General features: G+C 58.2%; 13 protein-coding genes. 7 read left to right on the top strand and 6 right to left on the bottom strand.

From position 1 onward, the window contains the following. The first annotated feature begins 295 nt into the window (after positions 1 to 295). Genes C1Y42_RS14965 through C1Y42_RS14955 form a run of 3 tightly spaced genes read left to right on the top strand, consistent with a single transcriptional unit; the run spans position 296 to position 6,158 of the window. Positions 296 to 2,035, top strand: coding sequence for an autotransporter assembly complex family protein (locus C1Y42_RS14965; RefSeq protein ID WP_031280152.1), 1,740 nt, complete (start codon positions 296 to 298; stop codon positions 2,033 to 2,035). Then, positions 2,032 to 5,802, top strand: coding sequence for a translocation/assembly module TamB domain-containing protein (locus C1Y42_RS14960; RefSeq protein WP_104093860.1), 3,771 nt, complete (start codon positions 2,032 to 2,034; stop codon positions 5,800 to 5,802). Before C1Y42_RS14965 ends, C1Y42_RS14960 begins: the two co-directional genes overlap by 4 nt. 2 nt (positions 5,803 to 5,804) lie before the next feature. Then, on the top strand, positions 5,805 to 6,158 hold the full coding sequence (locus C1Y42_RS14955; RefSeq protein ID WP_031280151.1) for a gamma-glutamylcyclotransferase: 354 nt from the start codon (positions 5,805 to 5,807) through the stop codon (positions 6,156 to 6,158). 80 nt (positions 6,159 to 6,238) lie between these two features. Here C1Y42_RS14955 and ppa read toward each other — a convergent pair whose 3' ends face one another. The 3 genes from ppa to C1Y42_RS14940 form a co-directional block, all read right to left on the bottom strand. After that, complete coding sequence (gene ppa / locus C1Y42_RS14950; RefSeq protein ID WP_021509737.1) at positions 6,239 to 6,769, bottom strand: inorganic diphosphatase; 531 nt, start codon at positions 6,767 to 6,769, stop codon at positions 6,239 to 6,241. Between the two features lie 100 nt (positions 6,770 to 6,869). Then, on the bottom strand, positions 6,870 to 7,319 hold the full coding sequence (locus C1Y42_RS14945; RefSeq protein WP_021509736.1) for a DUF441 domain-containing protein: 450 nt from the start codon (positions 7,317 to 7,319) through the stop codon (positions 6,870 to 6,872). A 67-nt stretch (positions 7,320 to 7,386) separates the two neighbouring features. Further along, on the bottom strand, positions 7,387 to 7,800 hold the full coding sequence (locus C1Y42_RS14940) for a lysozyme inhibitor LprI family protein (RefSeq protein ID WP_021509735.1): 414 nt from the start codon (positions 7,798 to 7,800) through the stop codon (positions 7,387 to 7,389). 172 nt (positions 7,801 to 7,972) lie between these two features. Between C1Y42_RS14940 and C1Y42_RS14935 the strand changes: the two genes are divergently transcribed. After that, positions 7,973 to 9,532: a methyl-accepting chemotaxis protein gene (locus tag C1Y42_RS14935; protein WP_104093891.1), complete on the top strand. Its 1,560-nt coding sequence runs from the start codon at positions 7,973 to 7,975 to the stop codon at positions 9,530 to 9,532. 97 nt (positions 9,533 to 9,629) lie between these two features. Here the strand turns inward: C1Y42_RS14935 and C1Y42_RS14930 are convergent, their stop codons facing one another. Then, positions 9,630 to 9,920 (bottom strand): helix-turn-helix domain-containing protein, encoded by a 291-nt coding sequence (locus tag C1Y42_RS14930; protein ID WP_021509733.1) that lies wholly within the window; start codon positions 9,918 to 9,920, stop codon positions 9,630 to 9,632. Between the two features lie 64 nt (positions 9,921 to 9,984). Here C1Y42_RS14930 and C1Y42_RS14925 point away from each other — a divergent pair, with 64 nt between their 5' ends. Beyond that, positions 9,985 to 10,275, top strand: a complete 291-nt coding sequence (locus tag C1Y42_RS14925) for a helix-turn-helix transcriptional regulator (RefSeq protein ID WP_168715054.1) — start codon at positions 9,985 to 9,987, stop codon at positions 10,273 to 10,275. A gap of 177 nt (positions 10,276 to 10,452) precedes the next feature. On the opposite strand, the gene fbp is transcribed toward C1Y42_RS14925, so the two are convergent. Further along, positions 10,453 to 11,460, bottom strand: a complete 1,008-nt coding sequence (gene fbp / locus C1Y42_RS14920; RefSeq protein WP_021509731.1) for a class 1 fructose-bisphosphatase — start codon at positions 11,458 to 11,460, stop codon at positions 10,453 to 10,455. A 168-nt stretch (positions 11,461 to 11,628) separates the two neighbouring features. Here fbp and mpl point away from each other — a divergent pair, with 168 nt between their 5' ends. Beyond that, positions 11,629 to 12,984, top strand: a complete 1,356-nt coding sequence (gene mpl, locus C1Y42_RS14915; protein WP_058759858.1) for a UDP-N-acetylmuramate:L-alanyl-gamma-D-glutamyl-meso-diaminopimelate ligase — start codon at positions 11,629 to 11,631, stop codon at positions 12,982 to 12,984. 237 nt (positions 12,985 to 13,221) lie between these two features. Here mpl and yjgA read toward each other — a convergent pair whose 3' ends face one another. Beyond that, the gene (gene yjgA, locus C1Y42_RS14910; protein ID WP_010617112.1) at positions 13,222 to 13,764 is read right to left on the bottom strand and encodes a ribosome biogenesis factor YjgA; all 543 of its coding nucleotides are present in this window, start codon (positions 13,762 to 13,764) and stop codon (positions 13,222 to 13,224) included. 115 nt (positions 13,765 to 13,879) lie between these two features. On the opposite strand from yjgA, the gene pmbA reads away from it, so the two are divergent. Further along, a complete protein-coding gene (gene pmbA, locus C1Y42_RS14905) occupies positions 13,880 to 15,220 on the top strand; it encodes a metalloprotease PmbA (protein ID WP_058775743.1) in 1,341 nt (446 codons plus the stop codon). Positions 15,221 to 15,281: the final 61 nt, after the last annotated feature.

Genomic DNA, 15,281 nt, shown 5'->3' with positions numbered 1-15,281 from the left:
AGGCCTGCTGGTCGCTGATTATAGCAGCAGCGCTATTGCTGCCGCCAGCGGCGTGATTGGCCGGCTCGGATTAATCCGAGTGGCGGCTGGTGGTGCGCAGAAGCACGGCTTCGTTGTTGTATCGGTACGCACATTTACCGACAATAGCAGTCGATTTGGCTTAGCGGCCGTTTTTACGCAGCCGCTCGCAAAAAAGAGCGGCTATGCTGATGGGTATGCAAGGTGTGGTGATACCCTTTCCACCAGAGTTAACGCCCCTGCGGAATAGGGGCAGGCATTATTAACAGGAGTACGCGTGCCGCGATTTCATGCTTATTGCTTGGCCAGCCTGCTGCTTGCCGCACCTGCTGTTGAGGCAGCCAAAGTGCGACTGCAGCTGGAAGGCCTGACCGGGGAGTTACAGAAAAACGTCAGGGCGCGCTTGTCCACTATCGGCAGTGACGAGGTGTCGAACGACGGCCGTTTCCAGGCGCGCGTGGCTGCCGCGATCAAAGAAGGCCTGCGCGCGCTAGGCTATTACGAGCCGCAGATCGACTTTGAATCACGCCCGGCACCGCCGCAGGGTGGCCGTCCGGTGCTGATTGCCCGCGTCACCGCCGGTGAGCCGGTGAAGATTGGCGGCAGCACCATCGTGGTGGAAGGCGCCGCAAAAGACGATCCTGATTATCAGGCGTGGGTGAAGCAGGGCCGGCCGAAAGTCGGCAGCCAGCTCAATCACGGCGACTACGATAAATTCAAAAACGGCTTCTCCAGCCTGGCGCTGCGTAATGGTTACTTCGACGGTGACTTTAAGCAGAGCCAGCTTGGTGTCTCGGTAGAACGGCGCTTAGCGTTCTGGGATATCGACTACGACAGCGGCCCGCGCTATCGCTTCGGCGATGTCAGCTTTGAAGGCTCGCAAATCAATGAAGCCTATCTGCGCAACCTGGTGCCGTTCAAAAAGGGCGATCCCTACAGCTCACGCGATTTGGCCGAACTCAATCGTCGCCTCTCCGCCACCGGCTGGTTTAATTCTGTCGTCGTGGCACCCGAGTTCGATAAAGGGCGCCAGACCAAAGTGCTGCCGCTCAGCGCCGCCGTGTCGCCGCGCGTGGAGAACACCATCGAAGCCGGTGTCGGTTACTCGACGGACGTCGGACCGCGGCTGAAAGGCACGTGGAAAAAGCCGTGGATCAACGACAGCGGCCACAGCCTGACCTCCAGCGCCTATATCTCCGCGCCGGAGCAGCAGCTTGATCTCAGCTATAAAGTGCCGCTGCTGAAAAGTCCGCTGGAGCAGTACTACACCTTCTCCGGCGGCCTGAAACGCACCGATCTCAACGACACCAAATCGGACACCACCACGCTGGCGATGTCGCGTAACTGGGACAGCAGCTCCGGCTGGCAGCGCGCGGTTAACCTGCGCTGGAGTCTCGACCACTTTACTCAGGGCAGCGTCACCAACACCACCATGCTGCTCTATCCGGGCGTCAGCCTGAACCGCACCCGTTCGCGCGGCGGCCTGATGCCGACCTGGGGCGATTCACAGCGCTACTCGGTAGACGTGTCGGACACCACCTGGGGTTCAGACGTCGACTTCCTGATCCTGCAGGCGCAGAACGTGTGGATCCGCACGCTGGGCGAGAAGCATCGCTTTGTGGCGCGCGGTAACCTTGGCTGGATTGAAACCAACGATTTCGAAAAAGTGCCGCCCGATCTGCGCTTCTTCGCCGGCGGTGACCGCAGCATTCGCGGTTACAAATACAAAGATATCTCGCCGCGCGATGACGAAGGCAAACTCACCGGTGCCTCAAAACTGGCCACCGGCTCGCTCGAGTATCAGTACAACGTCTCGGGCAAATGGTGGGGCGCGGTATTCGTCGACTCCGGCGAAGCGGTCAACGACATCAAGCAGAGTAATGTTAAAACCGGTGCAGGCTTCGGCGTGCGCTGGTCTTCTCCGGTAGGGCCGATCAAGTTTGATATCGCGCGCCCGATTGGTGACGACAAGGAGCATGGATTGCAATTTTATGTAGGACTGGGGCCTGAACTATGAAGTTGTGGAAAAAGGTCCTGATCGGTATCGGTATTTTCGTGCTGGTGCTGTTGGCCAGCGTGGCGTTTCTGGTGGGCACCACGCCCGGATTGCATCTGTTGTTTAAAGGTGCCGATCGCTGGGTGCCGGGCCTGTCGATTAACAAGGTGGAAGGCGGCTGGCGCGATCTGACGCTGAGCGGCGTGAAATACCAGATGCCGGGCGTCAGCGTGGATGCCGGGCGCTTCCATCTGGCGCTCAACCTCAACTGCCTGCTGCACTCCTCGGTGTGCGTGAACGATATCGCGCTGCAGGACGTCAGCGTGGTGGTCGACAGCAAAAAAATGACGCCCGCCAGTGCGCCGCCGCCGGAAGAAGAGAGCGGCAGCAGCAATCTCAGCACGCCATACCCGATTACGCTGAGCCGGGTCAGCCTGCATAACATTAACGTCAAAGTCGATGACACCGCCATTTCGCTGCTCGACTTCACCAGTGGCCTGCAGTGGCAGGATCGCGCGCTGACGCTCAACCCCACCCATATCCAGAGCCTGCTGATCGCGCTGCCGAAGGCGGCGAAAGTGGCGGACGAACAGGTGGTGCAGCCTAAAGTGCAGCAGCCGCAGCCGGATGAGAAACCGCTGGGCGAAACGCTGCAGGCGATGTTTGCCGAGCCGCTGCTGCCGGCACTGCCGGATTTCCAGCTGCCGCTCGACATCGACGTGCAGCAGCTGTTAGGTGAGCAGTTGCGCATCACCGGCGATACGGACGTGGCGATTACGCGTCTGCTGCTGAAGGCCAAAACTACCGACCGGCATGTGCAGCTGGAGACCTTTGACGTCGACTCGCCGCAGGGGCAGATCAACGCCAGCGGTGATGCCCGGCTGGCGGATAACTGGCCGGTCAATTTTGTGCTCAACGGCTCGCTGAATCTCGATCCGATTAAAGGCGAGAAGATCAAACTGAACCTCGCCGGGGCAATGCGCGACGAGCTGAAGCTGGGCCTGAATCTTTCGGGGCCGGTGCGTGCCCAACTGGACGCCGCCGCGCAGCCGGCGGTCGCCGGTCTGCCGCTGTCGCTCAAACTCACCAGCCCGCAGCTGCGCTGGCCGCTGACCGGTCCGGTGCAGTATCAGGCGGATAATCTCGACTACCAGTTCAGCGGCAAAGCCACCGACTATGTGATGTCGCTGCGCACCGCGGTAAAGGGCGAAGCCGTGCCGCCGGCCACCATTACGCTGGACGGTAAAGGCAACGTGCAGCAGTTCAGCCTGGATAAACTTCGCGTGGCGGCGCTGCAGGGCAACATTGACCTCAGCGCGCTGGTGGACTGGAGCAAAGCCATCAGCTGGCGCAGCGAGCTGACGCTGGCGGGCATCAATACCGCTAAACAGTATCCTGACTGGCCGGCGAAGCTCGACGGTAAAATCACCACGCGCGGTAGCCTGTACGGCGGAAGCTGGCAGCTCAGCGTGCCGCAGCTGGCGCTGAAGGGCAATGTGAAACAGAACGCGGTGAGCGCCGAAGGCTCGCTGACCGGCAACAGTTACAACCAGTGGAAAATCCCCGGCATTGACATCGCGCTGGGGCGCAACCATCTCGACGTGAAGGGCGAACTGGGCGACGCGCTAAATCTCGATGCCAGTGTCGATGCGCCGCATCTGGATAACGCGCTGCCGGGCCTCGGCGGCGTAGCCAAAGGCACCATCAAAGCGCGCGGTACGCTGCAGGCGCCCCAGCTTCTGGCCGATCTTACCGCCAGCGGCCTGCGCTGGCAGCAGTTGCAGATCCGCCGTGTCACGCTGCAGAGCGATGTGAAATCCAGCGATCAGGTCGCCGGTAAACTGCAGCTGCGCGTGGAGCAGCTACAGCAGGACGCGCTTAAGATCGGCCTGCTGACGCTCAACGCCGACGGTAACGAGAAGCAGCATCAGCTGAAACTCAACGTGCAGGGCGAGCCGGTCTCCGGCCAGCTGGCGCTCAACGGCAGCTTTGACCGCCAGACGCAGCGCTGGCAGGGTAATCTCAACAATACGCGTTTTGACACGCCGGTGGGCGAATGGCGCCTGACGCGCGCGATGACGATTGACTACCTGAACAGCAAACAGAGCGCCACCATCGGGCCGCACTGCTGGCAAAACCCCAACGCGCAGCTGTGCGTGCCGGAGCCGATCGAGGCCGGTGCCAGCGGCCATGCGCACGTGGTGCTGAACCGCTTCGATCTGGCGATGATCAAGCCGTTCCTCACCGATGCCACCCAGCTGAACGGCGTATTCAGCGGTGATGCACGCGTGAACTGGACCGCCGACGGCGCGCTGCCGACCGGCACGGTATCGCTTAAAGGAAACGGCGTAAAAGTGGTGCAGGATGTGCAGGGGAATAACCTGCCGATCGCCTTCGACACGCTCAACCTGAATGCGGCGCTGCGTAATGGACGCGCGCAGCTCGACTGGCTGATTCACATCGTGAATAACGGTCAGCTGAGCGGCAACGTGCAGATCGCCGATCCGGAGAATCGCCGCCAGCTGTCAGGCAACATCGGCATCAGCAACATTTCGCTGGCGATGCTCAACCCGGCGCTGATGCAGGGCGAGAAGATCAAAGGCAACCTCAACAGCAATCTGCGTCTCGGCGGCACGTTGCAGCAGCCGCAGATCTTTGGTCAGCTGGGACTGAGCGATGTTGATGTGGACGGCAGCTTTATGCCAGTCGATCTCACCTCGGCCAATCTCAACCTGGTGTTTAACGGCATGAGTTCCACGCTCAACGGCCTGATCCAGACGCAGCAGGGTAACCTCAATCTGGGTGGCAACGCGGACTGGAGCCAGCTGGATAACTGGCGCGCGCGCGTTACTGCGCAGGGCAGCCGTATTCGCGTTACCGTTCCGCCGATGGTGCGGATGGACGTTTCGCCGGACCTGGCGTTTGAAGCCACACCGGCGGCGTTCAATCTTGACGGCAAGGTTGATATTCCGTGGGCGCGCATCACGGTGCAGGAAGTGCCGGAGAGCGCTACCGGCGTGTCGTCGGATGAGGTGATGCTGGATGAGAACCTCAAGCCGATTCAGCCGAAAACTGCCGCAATCCCGATCAACAGCAATCTGGTGATCCACGTCGGCAACGATGTGCGTCTCTCGGCCTTTGGCCTGAAAGCGCGCCTCAACGGCGATCTCAAACTGGTGCAGGATAAAACCGGCCTGGGCTTAAACGGACAAATCAATATTCCTTCCGGCCGTTTCCACGCGTATGGTCAGGATCTGATTGTGCGTAAAGGCGAGCTGCAGTTCGCCGGTCCGCCGGATCAGCCGTACGTCAACCTGGAGGCGATTCGTAACCCGGAAGCCACCGAGGATGATGTGACAGCCGGTCTGCGCGTCACCGGACTGGCCGACGAGCCGAAGGTGGAGGTCTTCTCCGACCCGGCAATGTCGCAGCAGGAGGCGCTGTCTTACCTGTTACGCGGTCAGGGACTCAGCAGCGATGGCGACAGCAACGCCTTAACCTCGGCGCTGGTTGGACTGGGGGTTGCACAAAGTGGTCAGGTTATGGGTAAAATCGGCGAGACCTTCGGCGTCAGTAACCTTGCGCTTGATACCACCGGTGTCGGCGACAGCCAGCAGGTGCAGGTGAGTGGTTATGTGCTGCCGGGTCTGCAGGTAAAATACGGTGTTGGCATATTTGATTCACTGGCGACGCTCACTTTGCGTTATCGCCTGATGCCCAAACTCTATTTGGAAGCCGTGTCGGGTCTCGATCAGGCACTGGATTTGCTCTATCAGTTTGAGTTTTAGCAATGCGAATAATTGTCTACGGCAGTTTACGGCGCAAACAGGGAAATAGTCATTGGATGACCAATGCGCAATGGCTCGGCGACCATCAGATTGAAGGGTTTGCGCTCTACAATCTCGGTCACTATCCGGGCGTGGTTGAGGGGGACGGCACGGTGTACTGCGAAGTGTATCGCATCGACGCCAGCACCCTCGGCGAGCTGGATGCCTTGCGCAGCAAGAACGGCGAGTATAAGCGCCAGCTGATCCAGACGCCCTACGGCAGCGCCTGGCTGTACGTGTATCAGCGTTCGATTGCCGGTCGCACCCGCATCGCGAGTGGCGACTGGTTACGGCGCGATGACGCCGCAGAAGCGTAAATAAAAACACCGCCCAGTGGGCGGTGTTTTTTTATCTGCCGATCGCCATACATAGCGATGCGACAGCGCTGACAGAAAACTTACTTCTTCTGTGCGCGCTCGAAAGAGGAGATGATTTCAGCTTTAGCCGCTTCCGCGTTGTCCCAGCCGTCAACCTTCACCCATTTGCCTTTTTCCAGATCTTTGTAGTGCTCGAAGAAGTGGGTGATCTGCGCTTTCAGCAGTTCTGGCAGGTCGTTCACATCTTTAATGTGATCGTACTCTTTGCTCAGCTTGGTGTGCGGAACCGCTACCAGTTTGGCATCTTCACCTGATTCGTCGGTCATCTTCAGCACGCCCACTGGACGGCAGCGGATCACTGAACCTGGCTGCAGCGGATACGGGGTTGGCACCAGTACGTCAACCGGGTCACCATCCAGAGACAGCGTGTGGTTGATGTAACCGTAGTTGCACGGATAGAACATGGCGGTAGACATGAAACGGTCTACAAACAGGGCGCCAGACTCTTTGTCCACTTCATATTTGATCGGATCGGCGTTGGCCGGGATCTCGATGACGACATAGATATCTTCTGGCAGATCTTTACCTGCAGGCACCTGGTTCAAACTCATCTGGCTTTCCTTCATTAGTCGTAAGTTGAGTGACGGCTATTATAGCCAACTGACTCTGAAAGTATGCCCCCTTTTTGGCGTTTCGGAATGGTCCAGCAGGCTACTTCGTGGTGACAAACAGCGACACAATCCCTGCGGCGATTAGCGGCCCGACCGGCACGCCGCGAAAGAACGCCACACCAATCACCGTGCCAATCAGCAACCCGCCAATCACCGACGGCTGCACGCTCATTAAACTGACGCCGCGACCGCCGAGCCAGGCAACAAATACGCCAACGATAATCGCCACAATGGATTGCCAGTTAGCAAAGGATTTCAGCAGCGACGAGGCCGGCAGCGTGCCGCTTGCCAGCGGTGCCATGACGGCCACGGTGAGAATAATGATACCAATCTGGATGCCTTGCTTTTCGACGTAGGGAAAGAACTGTGCCAGCGGCGTGAGCTTAATCACCAGCAGGATGAGAATCGAAATGGTAACGGCGCTGTTGTGGACGAAGTAGCTCAGGATGGCGAGGCAGATAAGAATGAGGGTCGAGGCGTAGGCAGCCATGGTTTCTCCGTGAATAATGGGCGCGCTGACCGTGGCCAGCGCTAAGCGTGTTTAACGCCCCCATTTATCAACAATCATCGGGATTGGCGCAACTGCCTTTGTTGATTGATTGCAGCATCAGCGCCTGGTTGCGCACCAGACTGACGCCCTGCGCGCCCACTGACAGCGCCGCCATGGAGCCCTGACTGCTGAGGAAATAGCTGCGGCTGGCATCGGTCCAGCTATCACGGTAGGCCAGCCAGGCGCGCTGCGCATTGCGCAGTTTGTCTTTGGGCTCACCGGTTAATTTCTTCATCAGCTGACTATATTGCGCATTCATCTCTTTGTCCCACGCCTTATTGGCCGTGCTGTAGCACTGCGACATGCCGGCGGTGCTGGACTCTTTATTCAGGCATTGATTGAGCTGCTGATCGATAGGGTTTTGCTGTGCCATTGCCACGCTGGACGCGAACAGACAGGCGAGCGGAAGCCATTTTTTCATCGTTACATTCCTTGCTTTTAGCGCTACGAACTTCAGGAAATCTGAAGCGTAGATGATCGTAATCAGGTTGACCATCAATGAAGGATAAAGTTTCCCCCGGTCACTGCCGATAATCTCTCCGTTTTAGGGCTACTGGATTCTCCCTTTTTTAAAGCGCACGGGAATTATCATGATCACACAGCTATCTATACGCACGGCTTTACTCTCTCTTCTGGCCTTTATGACGCTGCTGCTGCTGGCAGTGAGCGCTATGGGCATCTACGCCATCAATTCCGGCAACCAGTCACTTGACGCCATCAACCGTATTCAGGGCATTGAACTCAACAGCCTGTATCAGAGCAACGCCGATCTGATGCGTGCCCGCGCCAGCGCCGCGCTGGCGGTGCGCAAAATCGAAATCGGCCTGCTGGATGAGGGCGCCACAGTTACTAAACAAGCGCAGGCAGATGTCGCCAGCTCGCAACGTCATCTGACCGCGTTTATTGATGCCGGTACCGTCACCGCGCAGGGCAAAAGCCTCGCCGATGCGGTCGCGGCCGCGTTCAACGCGTATCAAAAAGGTGCCATGGCACCCATGATGGATGCGCTGCAAAAGCAGTATACCGATGAGTATTACCAGGTGCTGGAAGGCAACCTGTCGCAGCTGGCGGCTAACTATTCGAAGGCAGTGAACGACTTCAGCCTGTATGCCGACGAAGTCTCTGCCGCACGTCTGGCGGCAGCGGCGCACAATGAACTGCAGATGAAGATCATGATTGGCGTCGCCGTCGCGCTGACCCTGGTGCTGATTGCGCTGGCCTGGCTGCTGCTGCGCCGCGCGCTGCTGCGTCCGCTGGACGGGGCGATCCAGCATCTGGAGCAGATTGCAGCCGGCGATCTGTCACAGCCGCTGCCGGCTGCGGCCAATAACGAAATCGGCCGTCTGAACCAGGCGCTGACGGGAATGCAGCTGGCGCTGCGCAACTCGGTCAGCCAGGTGCGTGAAGCCAGCCTGCAGATTGACGTCGGCAGCCGCGAGCTGTCCGCGGGCACGGTGCATCTGTCGCAGCGCACGGAAGAGTCGGCGGCCTCGCTGGAGCAGACTGCCGCCAGCATGGAGCAGCTCACGGCCACCGTCCGGCTTAACGCCAGCAACGCGCAGCAGGCCAACCAGCTAGCCAGTAGCGTGTCCGATACCGCCGACCGCGGCGCGGAAGTGGTGTGCTACGTGATGGAGAAGATGCGTGAGATCACCCACAGTTCCGATCGGATCGCCGATATTCTCAGCGTGATCGACGGCATTGCGTTCCAGACCAACATCCTGGCGCTCAACGCCTCGGTGGAAGCGGCGCGTGCCGGTGAGCAGGGGCGCGGTTTTGCCGTGGTTGCCAACGAAGTGCGCACCCTGGCCGGGCGCAGCGCCAGCGCCGCCAAAGAGATTCGTGAGTTGATCAGCGAATCACAGACGCGGGTCAAAGAGGGCAGCGACATGGCCACGCGCGCTGGCGAAACCATGGATGAGATCTCCAGCGAAGTGATGCGGGTGACCGCGCTGATGAAGGAGATCTCCATCGCCTCGGAAGAGCAGAGCCGCGGTATTGAACAGGTTAACCAGGCGGTGACGCAGATGGATGAAGCCGCACAGCAAAACGCCGCGCTGGTGGAGCAGGCCAGCGCCGCTACGCAGTCGCTGGAAGCGCAGTCGCAGCAGTTGCAGGCATCTATGGCACAGTTCCGCGTGGCGACAGCATAATCAGGGTGGGGTCAGGGATGACCGGTAACGTTGCCTGCGTTCGCCCTGATGGATGGCGACGCGGGAGAAGATAACGCGGTAATTTACGCGGTGCGTCTTATGGTGCACCGCTGTTCAGACCGGCGGGAAATGCCAGAATCATGGCGGCCAGCCGATCATCTTCCGCCAGAAAATAGGCTGCCGGCACTTCCAGTACCTGCGCCAGTAATTGCAGCGTTAATAAATCCGGTTTATGCACGCCCAGTTCATAGCGATTAATACGCGCGCTGGCAGAAAACTCTTCAATCCCTGCGGCAATACCCAATCCTTTCTGCGACAAACCTTTCGCCAGACGCGCTTGTTTCAGGCGTCGACAAAAAGTGTCTTGCAGCGAGGAGGTCGGTTTCATGACTACGAGAATCGTAGATTTAGCGCTTGTCAGATACTACGAGTAACGTAGTATCGTTACGGGAATGGATAAGCGAACTAAGGAGAGTTGCGTGAATAATGCGAAGTCAGACTGGCATCCGGCCGATATCATTGCGGCGCTGCGTAAAAAGGGAACCTCAATGGCGGCGTTATCCCGACAGGCGGGATTATGTTCCACCACGTTAGCCAACGCGCTGGCGCGTCCGTGGCCGAAAGGAGAATTAATTATTGCCGAAGCAATTGGTATTTCGCCGGCTGAGATCTGGCCGAGTCGTTATTATGCGGAGAATGGTGAATTAATTAATCGTCAGGCAAGAATCAGAAATAAAAAATAAGTAAGCCTGGGCAACGGCGTAGTGCCGATTTAATTGCAATTAATCTCTGTATGCCGGTGCGCATAAATGCGCACCCAACATAAACCGTGCCATCAACCTGTAGGGTCGCCATTAATGGCGACCGAAAATCATTTACTGACAGGCTTCACACGCAGGCATTTTAAATGCCTGCTGACATTACGCCTGATGTTCGTCCGGGAACTCACGCATGAAGCGTTCAACGTCGTCGACCATCGCATCATTACCGCAGAAGAACGGGCAGCGCTGATGCAGCGTTTCCGGCTGAATATCGAGGATACGGTTTTTACCGTCGCTGGCTTTACCGCCCGCCTGTTCGGCGAGGAAGGCCATCGGGTTGCACTCATACAGCAGGCGCAGCTTGCCTTTCGGGTGGCTGGCGGTGCTGGGATAGAGATAAATGCCGCCTTTCAGCAGGTTGCGGTGGAAATCCGCCACCAGCGAACCGATGTAGCGCGAGGTGTAAGGGCGCTTCGTTGATACATCTTCTTCCTGGCAGAACTTCAGGTACTTTTTCACGCCCTGCGGGAAGCGGATGTAGTTCCCTTCGTTGATCGAGTAGGTGTAGCCTTTTTCCGGGAAGGTCATGCGTTCGTGGCTCAGGCAGAACACACCGAGCGACGGATCGTAAGTAAAGGCATGAACGCCCACGCCGGTGGTGTACACCATCATGGTTGAGGAACCGTACACCACGTAACCTGCGGCAACCTGCTTGTGGCCCGGTTGCATGAAATCGGCTTCAGTGATTGGCGTGCCTGGCTCACTAATACGATGATAAATCGAGAAAATGGTGCCGACGGAAACGTTAACGTCGATGTTCGAGGAACCATCCAGCGGGTCCATCAATACTACGTACTTACCGTTCTCCGAACCTTCAAAGATGACAAACTCATCTTCTTCTTCGGAAGCAATCCCCGCGACCACACCGCGCGCCTTCAGTGCCGCTTTCAGCTTTTCGTTAGCGAACAGATCCAGCTTCATCTGCTGCTCACCCTGCACGTTCTCTACGCCGCTGGCACCGAGAATATCCACCAGACCCGCTTTGTTGATGTCGCGGTGGATGATTTTTGCGCCCAGCTTGATGGAGGAAATCAGCGCCGTCAGTTCACCTGTGGCGTGAGGAAAGTCGTGTTGCTTCTCGACGATGAATTCGCCTAACGTTTTCATAACACATTCCCTGAATCTACGATGGAGTGGCAGCAGCTGTAACAAGCTACCAACGTATGCGTACGCAGTTTAGCCGATTGAACTTCAAAAACCATAGTCCTAATCCGTTTCTTCCCTCCGGACTCGGCGTTACACTGTGCGCCGAACTTTTGAGTAATGGATCTTTTTATGCGCATTCACATCCTTGGGATTTGTGGCACTTTTATGGGCGGACTGGCGATGCTGGCCCGCTCGCTCGGACACGAAGTGACCGGTTCAGATGCCAATGTCTATCCGCCGATGAGCACGCTGCTGCAACAGCAAGGCATTGAATTAACAGAAGGTTACGACGCCTCGCAGCTGGAGCCGGCACCGGACCTGGTGATCATTGGCAACGCCATGACGCGCGGCAACCCGTGCGTGGAAGCGGTGCTGGAACGCAACATTCCTTACCTTTCCGGACCGCAATGGCTGCACGATTTCGTGCTGCGCGATCGCTGGGTGCTGGCGGTGGCCGGTACCCATGGCAAAACCACCACAGCCGGCATGGCAGCGTGGATTCTCGAGGCCTGCGGCCTGGAACCGGGCTTTATTATTGGTGGGGTGCCGGGTAACTTCGACGTATCGGCAAAATTAGGAAAAAGTCCATTCTTCGTCATTGAGGCGGATGAGTACGACTGCGCGTTTTTCGACAAGCGTTCCAAGTTTGTACATTACTGCCCGCGCACCCTGATCCTCAACAATCTTGAGTTCGATCATGCCGACATCTTCGACGATCTGCGGGCGATCCAGAAGCAGTTCCACCATCTGGTGCGCATCGTGCCGGGTCAGGGCAAGATCCTGCTGCCGGAACACGATCACAACATTAAGCAGGTGATGGCGATGGGCTGCTGGAGCGAGCAGGAGAGCGTGGGCGACAACGGCCGCTGGCAGGCGAAGAAGCTGGTGCCGGATGCCTCGCGCTGGGAAGCGTGGCTCGACGGTGAGAAAGTGGCGGAAGTGAACTGGGCGCTGGTCGGCGAACACAACATGCACAACGGCCTGATGGCGATTGCCGCCGCACGTCACGTTGGCGTGAAGCCGTGCGATGCCGGTGAGGCGCTGAACAGCTTCATTAACGCGCGTCGTCGCCTCGAGCTACGCGGCGAAGTGAACGCGATTAAGGTGTATGACGATTTTGCCCATCACCCAACGGCGATTCTCGCTACGCTGGCGGCGCTGCGCAGTAAAGTCGGCGGTACCGCACGCATTCTGGCGGTGCTTGAGCCGCGCTCTAATACCATGAAGATGGGCGTGAGCAAGAACGAACTGGCCCCTTCGTTAGGGCGTGCCGATGAGGTATTCCTGTTCCAGCCGCACCACATTCCGTGGCAGGTCGCCGACGTTGCGGACGCCTGCATTCAGCCTGCGCACTGGAGCGCGGACATTGATACGCTGGTGGAGATGGTGGCTAAAGCGGCGCAGCCGGGTGATTCGATTCTGGTGATGAGCAACGGCGGCTTTGGCGGGATTCATCAGAAACTGCTGGAGCGGTTAGGTAAGTAACGCGTGGCCGGCCCTGGGCCGAGAGGCGATCTGCCCTCATCCCAGCCTTCTCCCGCAAGCGGGAGAAGGGGCCGTCCGGTGCGGACGTCACATCCAGCGTTCGTCCTCAGCTACCTCAGCACTCTGCTTCAGCTACTTCAGCGCTCTCCTCAGCTACCTCAGCACTGCGCTTTAGATTCCCTCTCCCGCTTGCGGGAGAGGGTTAGGGTGAGGGCAGGGCAGCCGTCCGCAGCGGACTTACGCTTCAGCCAGCTCGCGCAGGTACTGGAAAATCTGACGGGCGGCTTTTGGCGGCTTATTTGCGGCTTTCTCTTTCTGCGCGTTGCGGATCATACTGCGCAGCTGCTGACGGTCGGCATGCGGATAGAGATTCAGCACTTCCGCCACCGCATCATCACCCTGTTCAATCAGCCGATCGCGCAGCTGCTCCAGCTTATGGAACAGCGCAACCTGCTGGTTGTGGCGGTTCTTCAGCTTATCCAGCGCCAGGCGAATTGGTTCTTCGTCGCGCTGACGCAGCATTTTACCAATCAGCTGCAGCTGGCGGCGGCGGCCTTCCTTCTTAATGCGCTGCGCCAGTTCAATGGCGTCACGCAGCTGTTCATCAAGCGGGATCTTATCCAGGGAGTTTTTCCCTAAATCCACTAACTCGGCGCCCAGGCGTTTCAGCTCCTCGGCGTCGCGTTTAATTTCACTTTTACTGACCCAGATAATCTCTTCGTCTTCTTCTTCCTGATTATCCGGCACATCGTCGAGCCAGTCTTCGGGCTGCTTCGTCATCTGTTGGCTCCCTAAAAAAAGAGGCTAATCCTACCAGTTTATCGGGCGACTGCGAAATTGTTCTCTGAGTCTGATAGACTCAATAAATTCATACTTAAGATTAGACGGCAGGTCGATGAACGTATCTACTCAGGTTGCAGAACAACGTAAAGTGTTGGAACAGGCTGTCGCGCAGGCGCTGGAACTGGCGCAAGCCAGCACCGACGGAGCAGAAGTGGCGGTCACCAAAACCACCGGAATCGGTGTCAGTACCCGCTACGGCGAAGTGGAAAACGTCGAATTCAACAGCGATGGCGCGCTTGGCATCACCGTCTATCACCAAAACCGCAAAGGCAGTGCTTCCTCGACCGATCTCAGCCCGGACGCGATTAAGCGCACCGTGCAGGCGGCGATCGATATCGCGCGCTATACCTCGCCCGATCCCTGTGCTGCGCCGGCCGAGCGCGATCTGCTGGCGTTTGAGGCGCCGGATCTTGATCTCTATCACCCGTGGGAGATCGACGCCGATCGCGCCATTGAGCTGGCCGCGCAAGCCGAGCAGGCCGCGCTGCAGGCTGATAAGCGCATCACCAATACCGAAGGGGGCAGCTTTAACAGCCACGTCGGTATCAAAGTCTTTGGTAACAGTCACGGCATGCTGCAGAGCTACTGCTCGAGCCGGCATTCGCTGTCGAGCTGCGTCATTGCCGAGCACAATGGTGACATGGAGCGCGACTACGCCTACACCATTGGCCGCGCGATGGGCGATCTGCAAAGCGCCGACTGGGTGGGCGCGGAGTGCGCGCGCCGCGTGCTGGCACGTCTTTCGCCACGTAAGCTGCCGACCATGAAAGCGCCGGTGCTGTTTGCGCCGGAAGTGGCTACCGGCCTGTTCGGCCATCTGGTGGGCATGATCAGCGGCAGCAGCGTTTACCGCAAATCCACCTTCCTGCTCGACGCGCTGGGCCAGCAGATTCTGCCGTCGTGGCTGACGATTGAAGAGAAGCCGCACCTGCTGAAAGGGCTGGCGTCGACGCCGTTCGACAGCGAAGGCGTACGCACCGAAGCGCGCGAAATCGTGAAAGATGGCGTGCTGCAGAACTGGCTGCTGACCAGCTATTCGGCGCGTAAGCTCGGCCTGCAAAGCACCGGCCACGCGGGCGGCATTCATAACTGGCGCATCGCCGGTCAGGGCCACAGCTTTGACGATCTGGTGAAGCAGATGGGACGCGGTTTGATCGTTACCGAGATGATGGGTTCCAGCGTCAGCGCCATGACCGGCGACTACTCGCGCGGTGCGGCGGGCTTCTGGGTTGAAAACGGTGAAATTCAATACCCTGTGAGCGAGATCACAATTGCGGGCAACCTCAAAGATATGTGGCTCAATATGGTAACGGTCGGTAACGACATTGAAACGCGCAGCAATATACAATGCGGATCGGTGCTGCTGCCGGAGATGAAAATCGCCGGACAATAAAGACATCGCTTGATGAAAGCAGCCCACAGCGGCTGCTTTTTTTTCGCCTGATAATAATTAA

This window comes from Pantoea sp. ICBG 985, from assembly GCF_002928365.1.
Taxonomy (GTDB): Bacteria; Pseudomonadota; Gammaproteobacteria; order Enterobacterales; family Enterobacteriaceae; genus Pantoea; species Pantoea dispersa.
The sequence above is the reverse complement of the archived record's forward strand: the minus strand, read 5'-3'. Positions and strand labels throughout refer to the sequence as shown.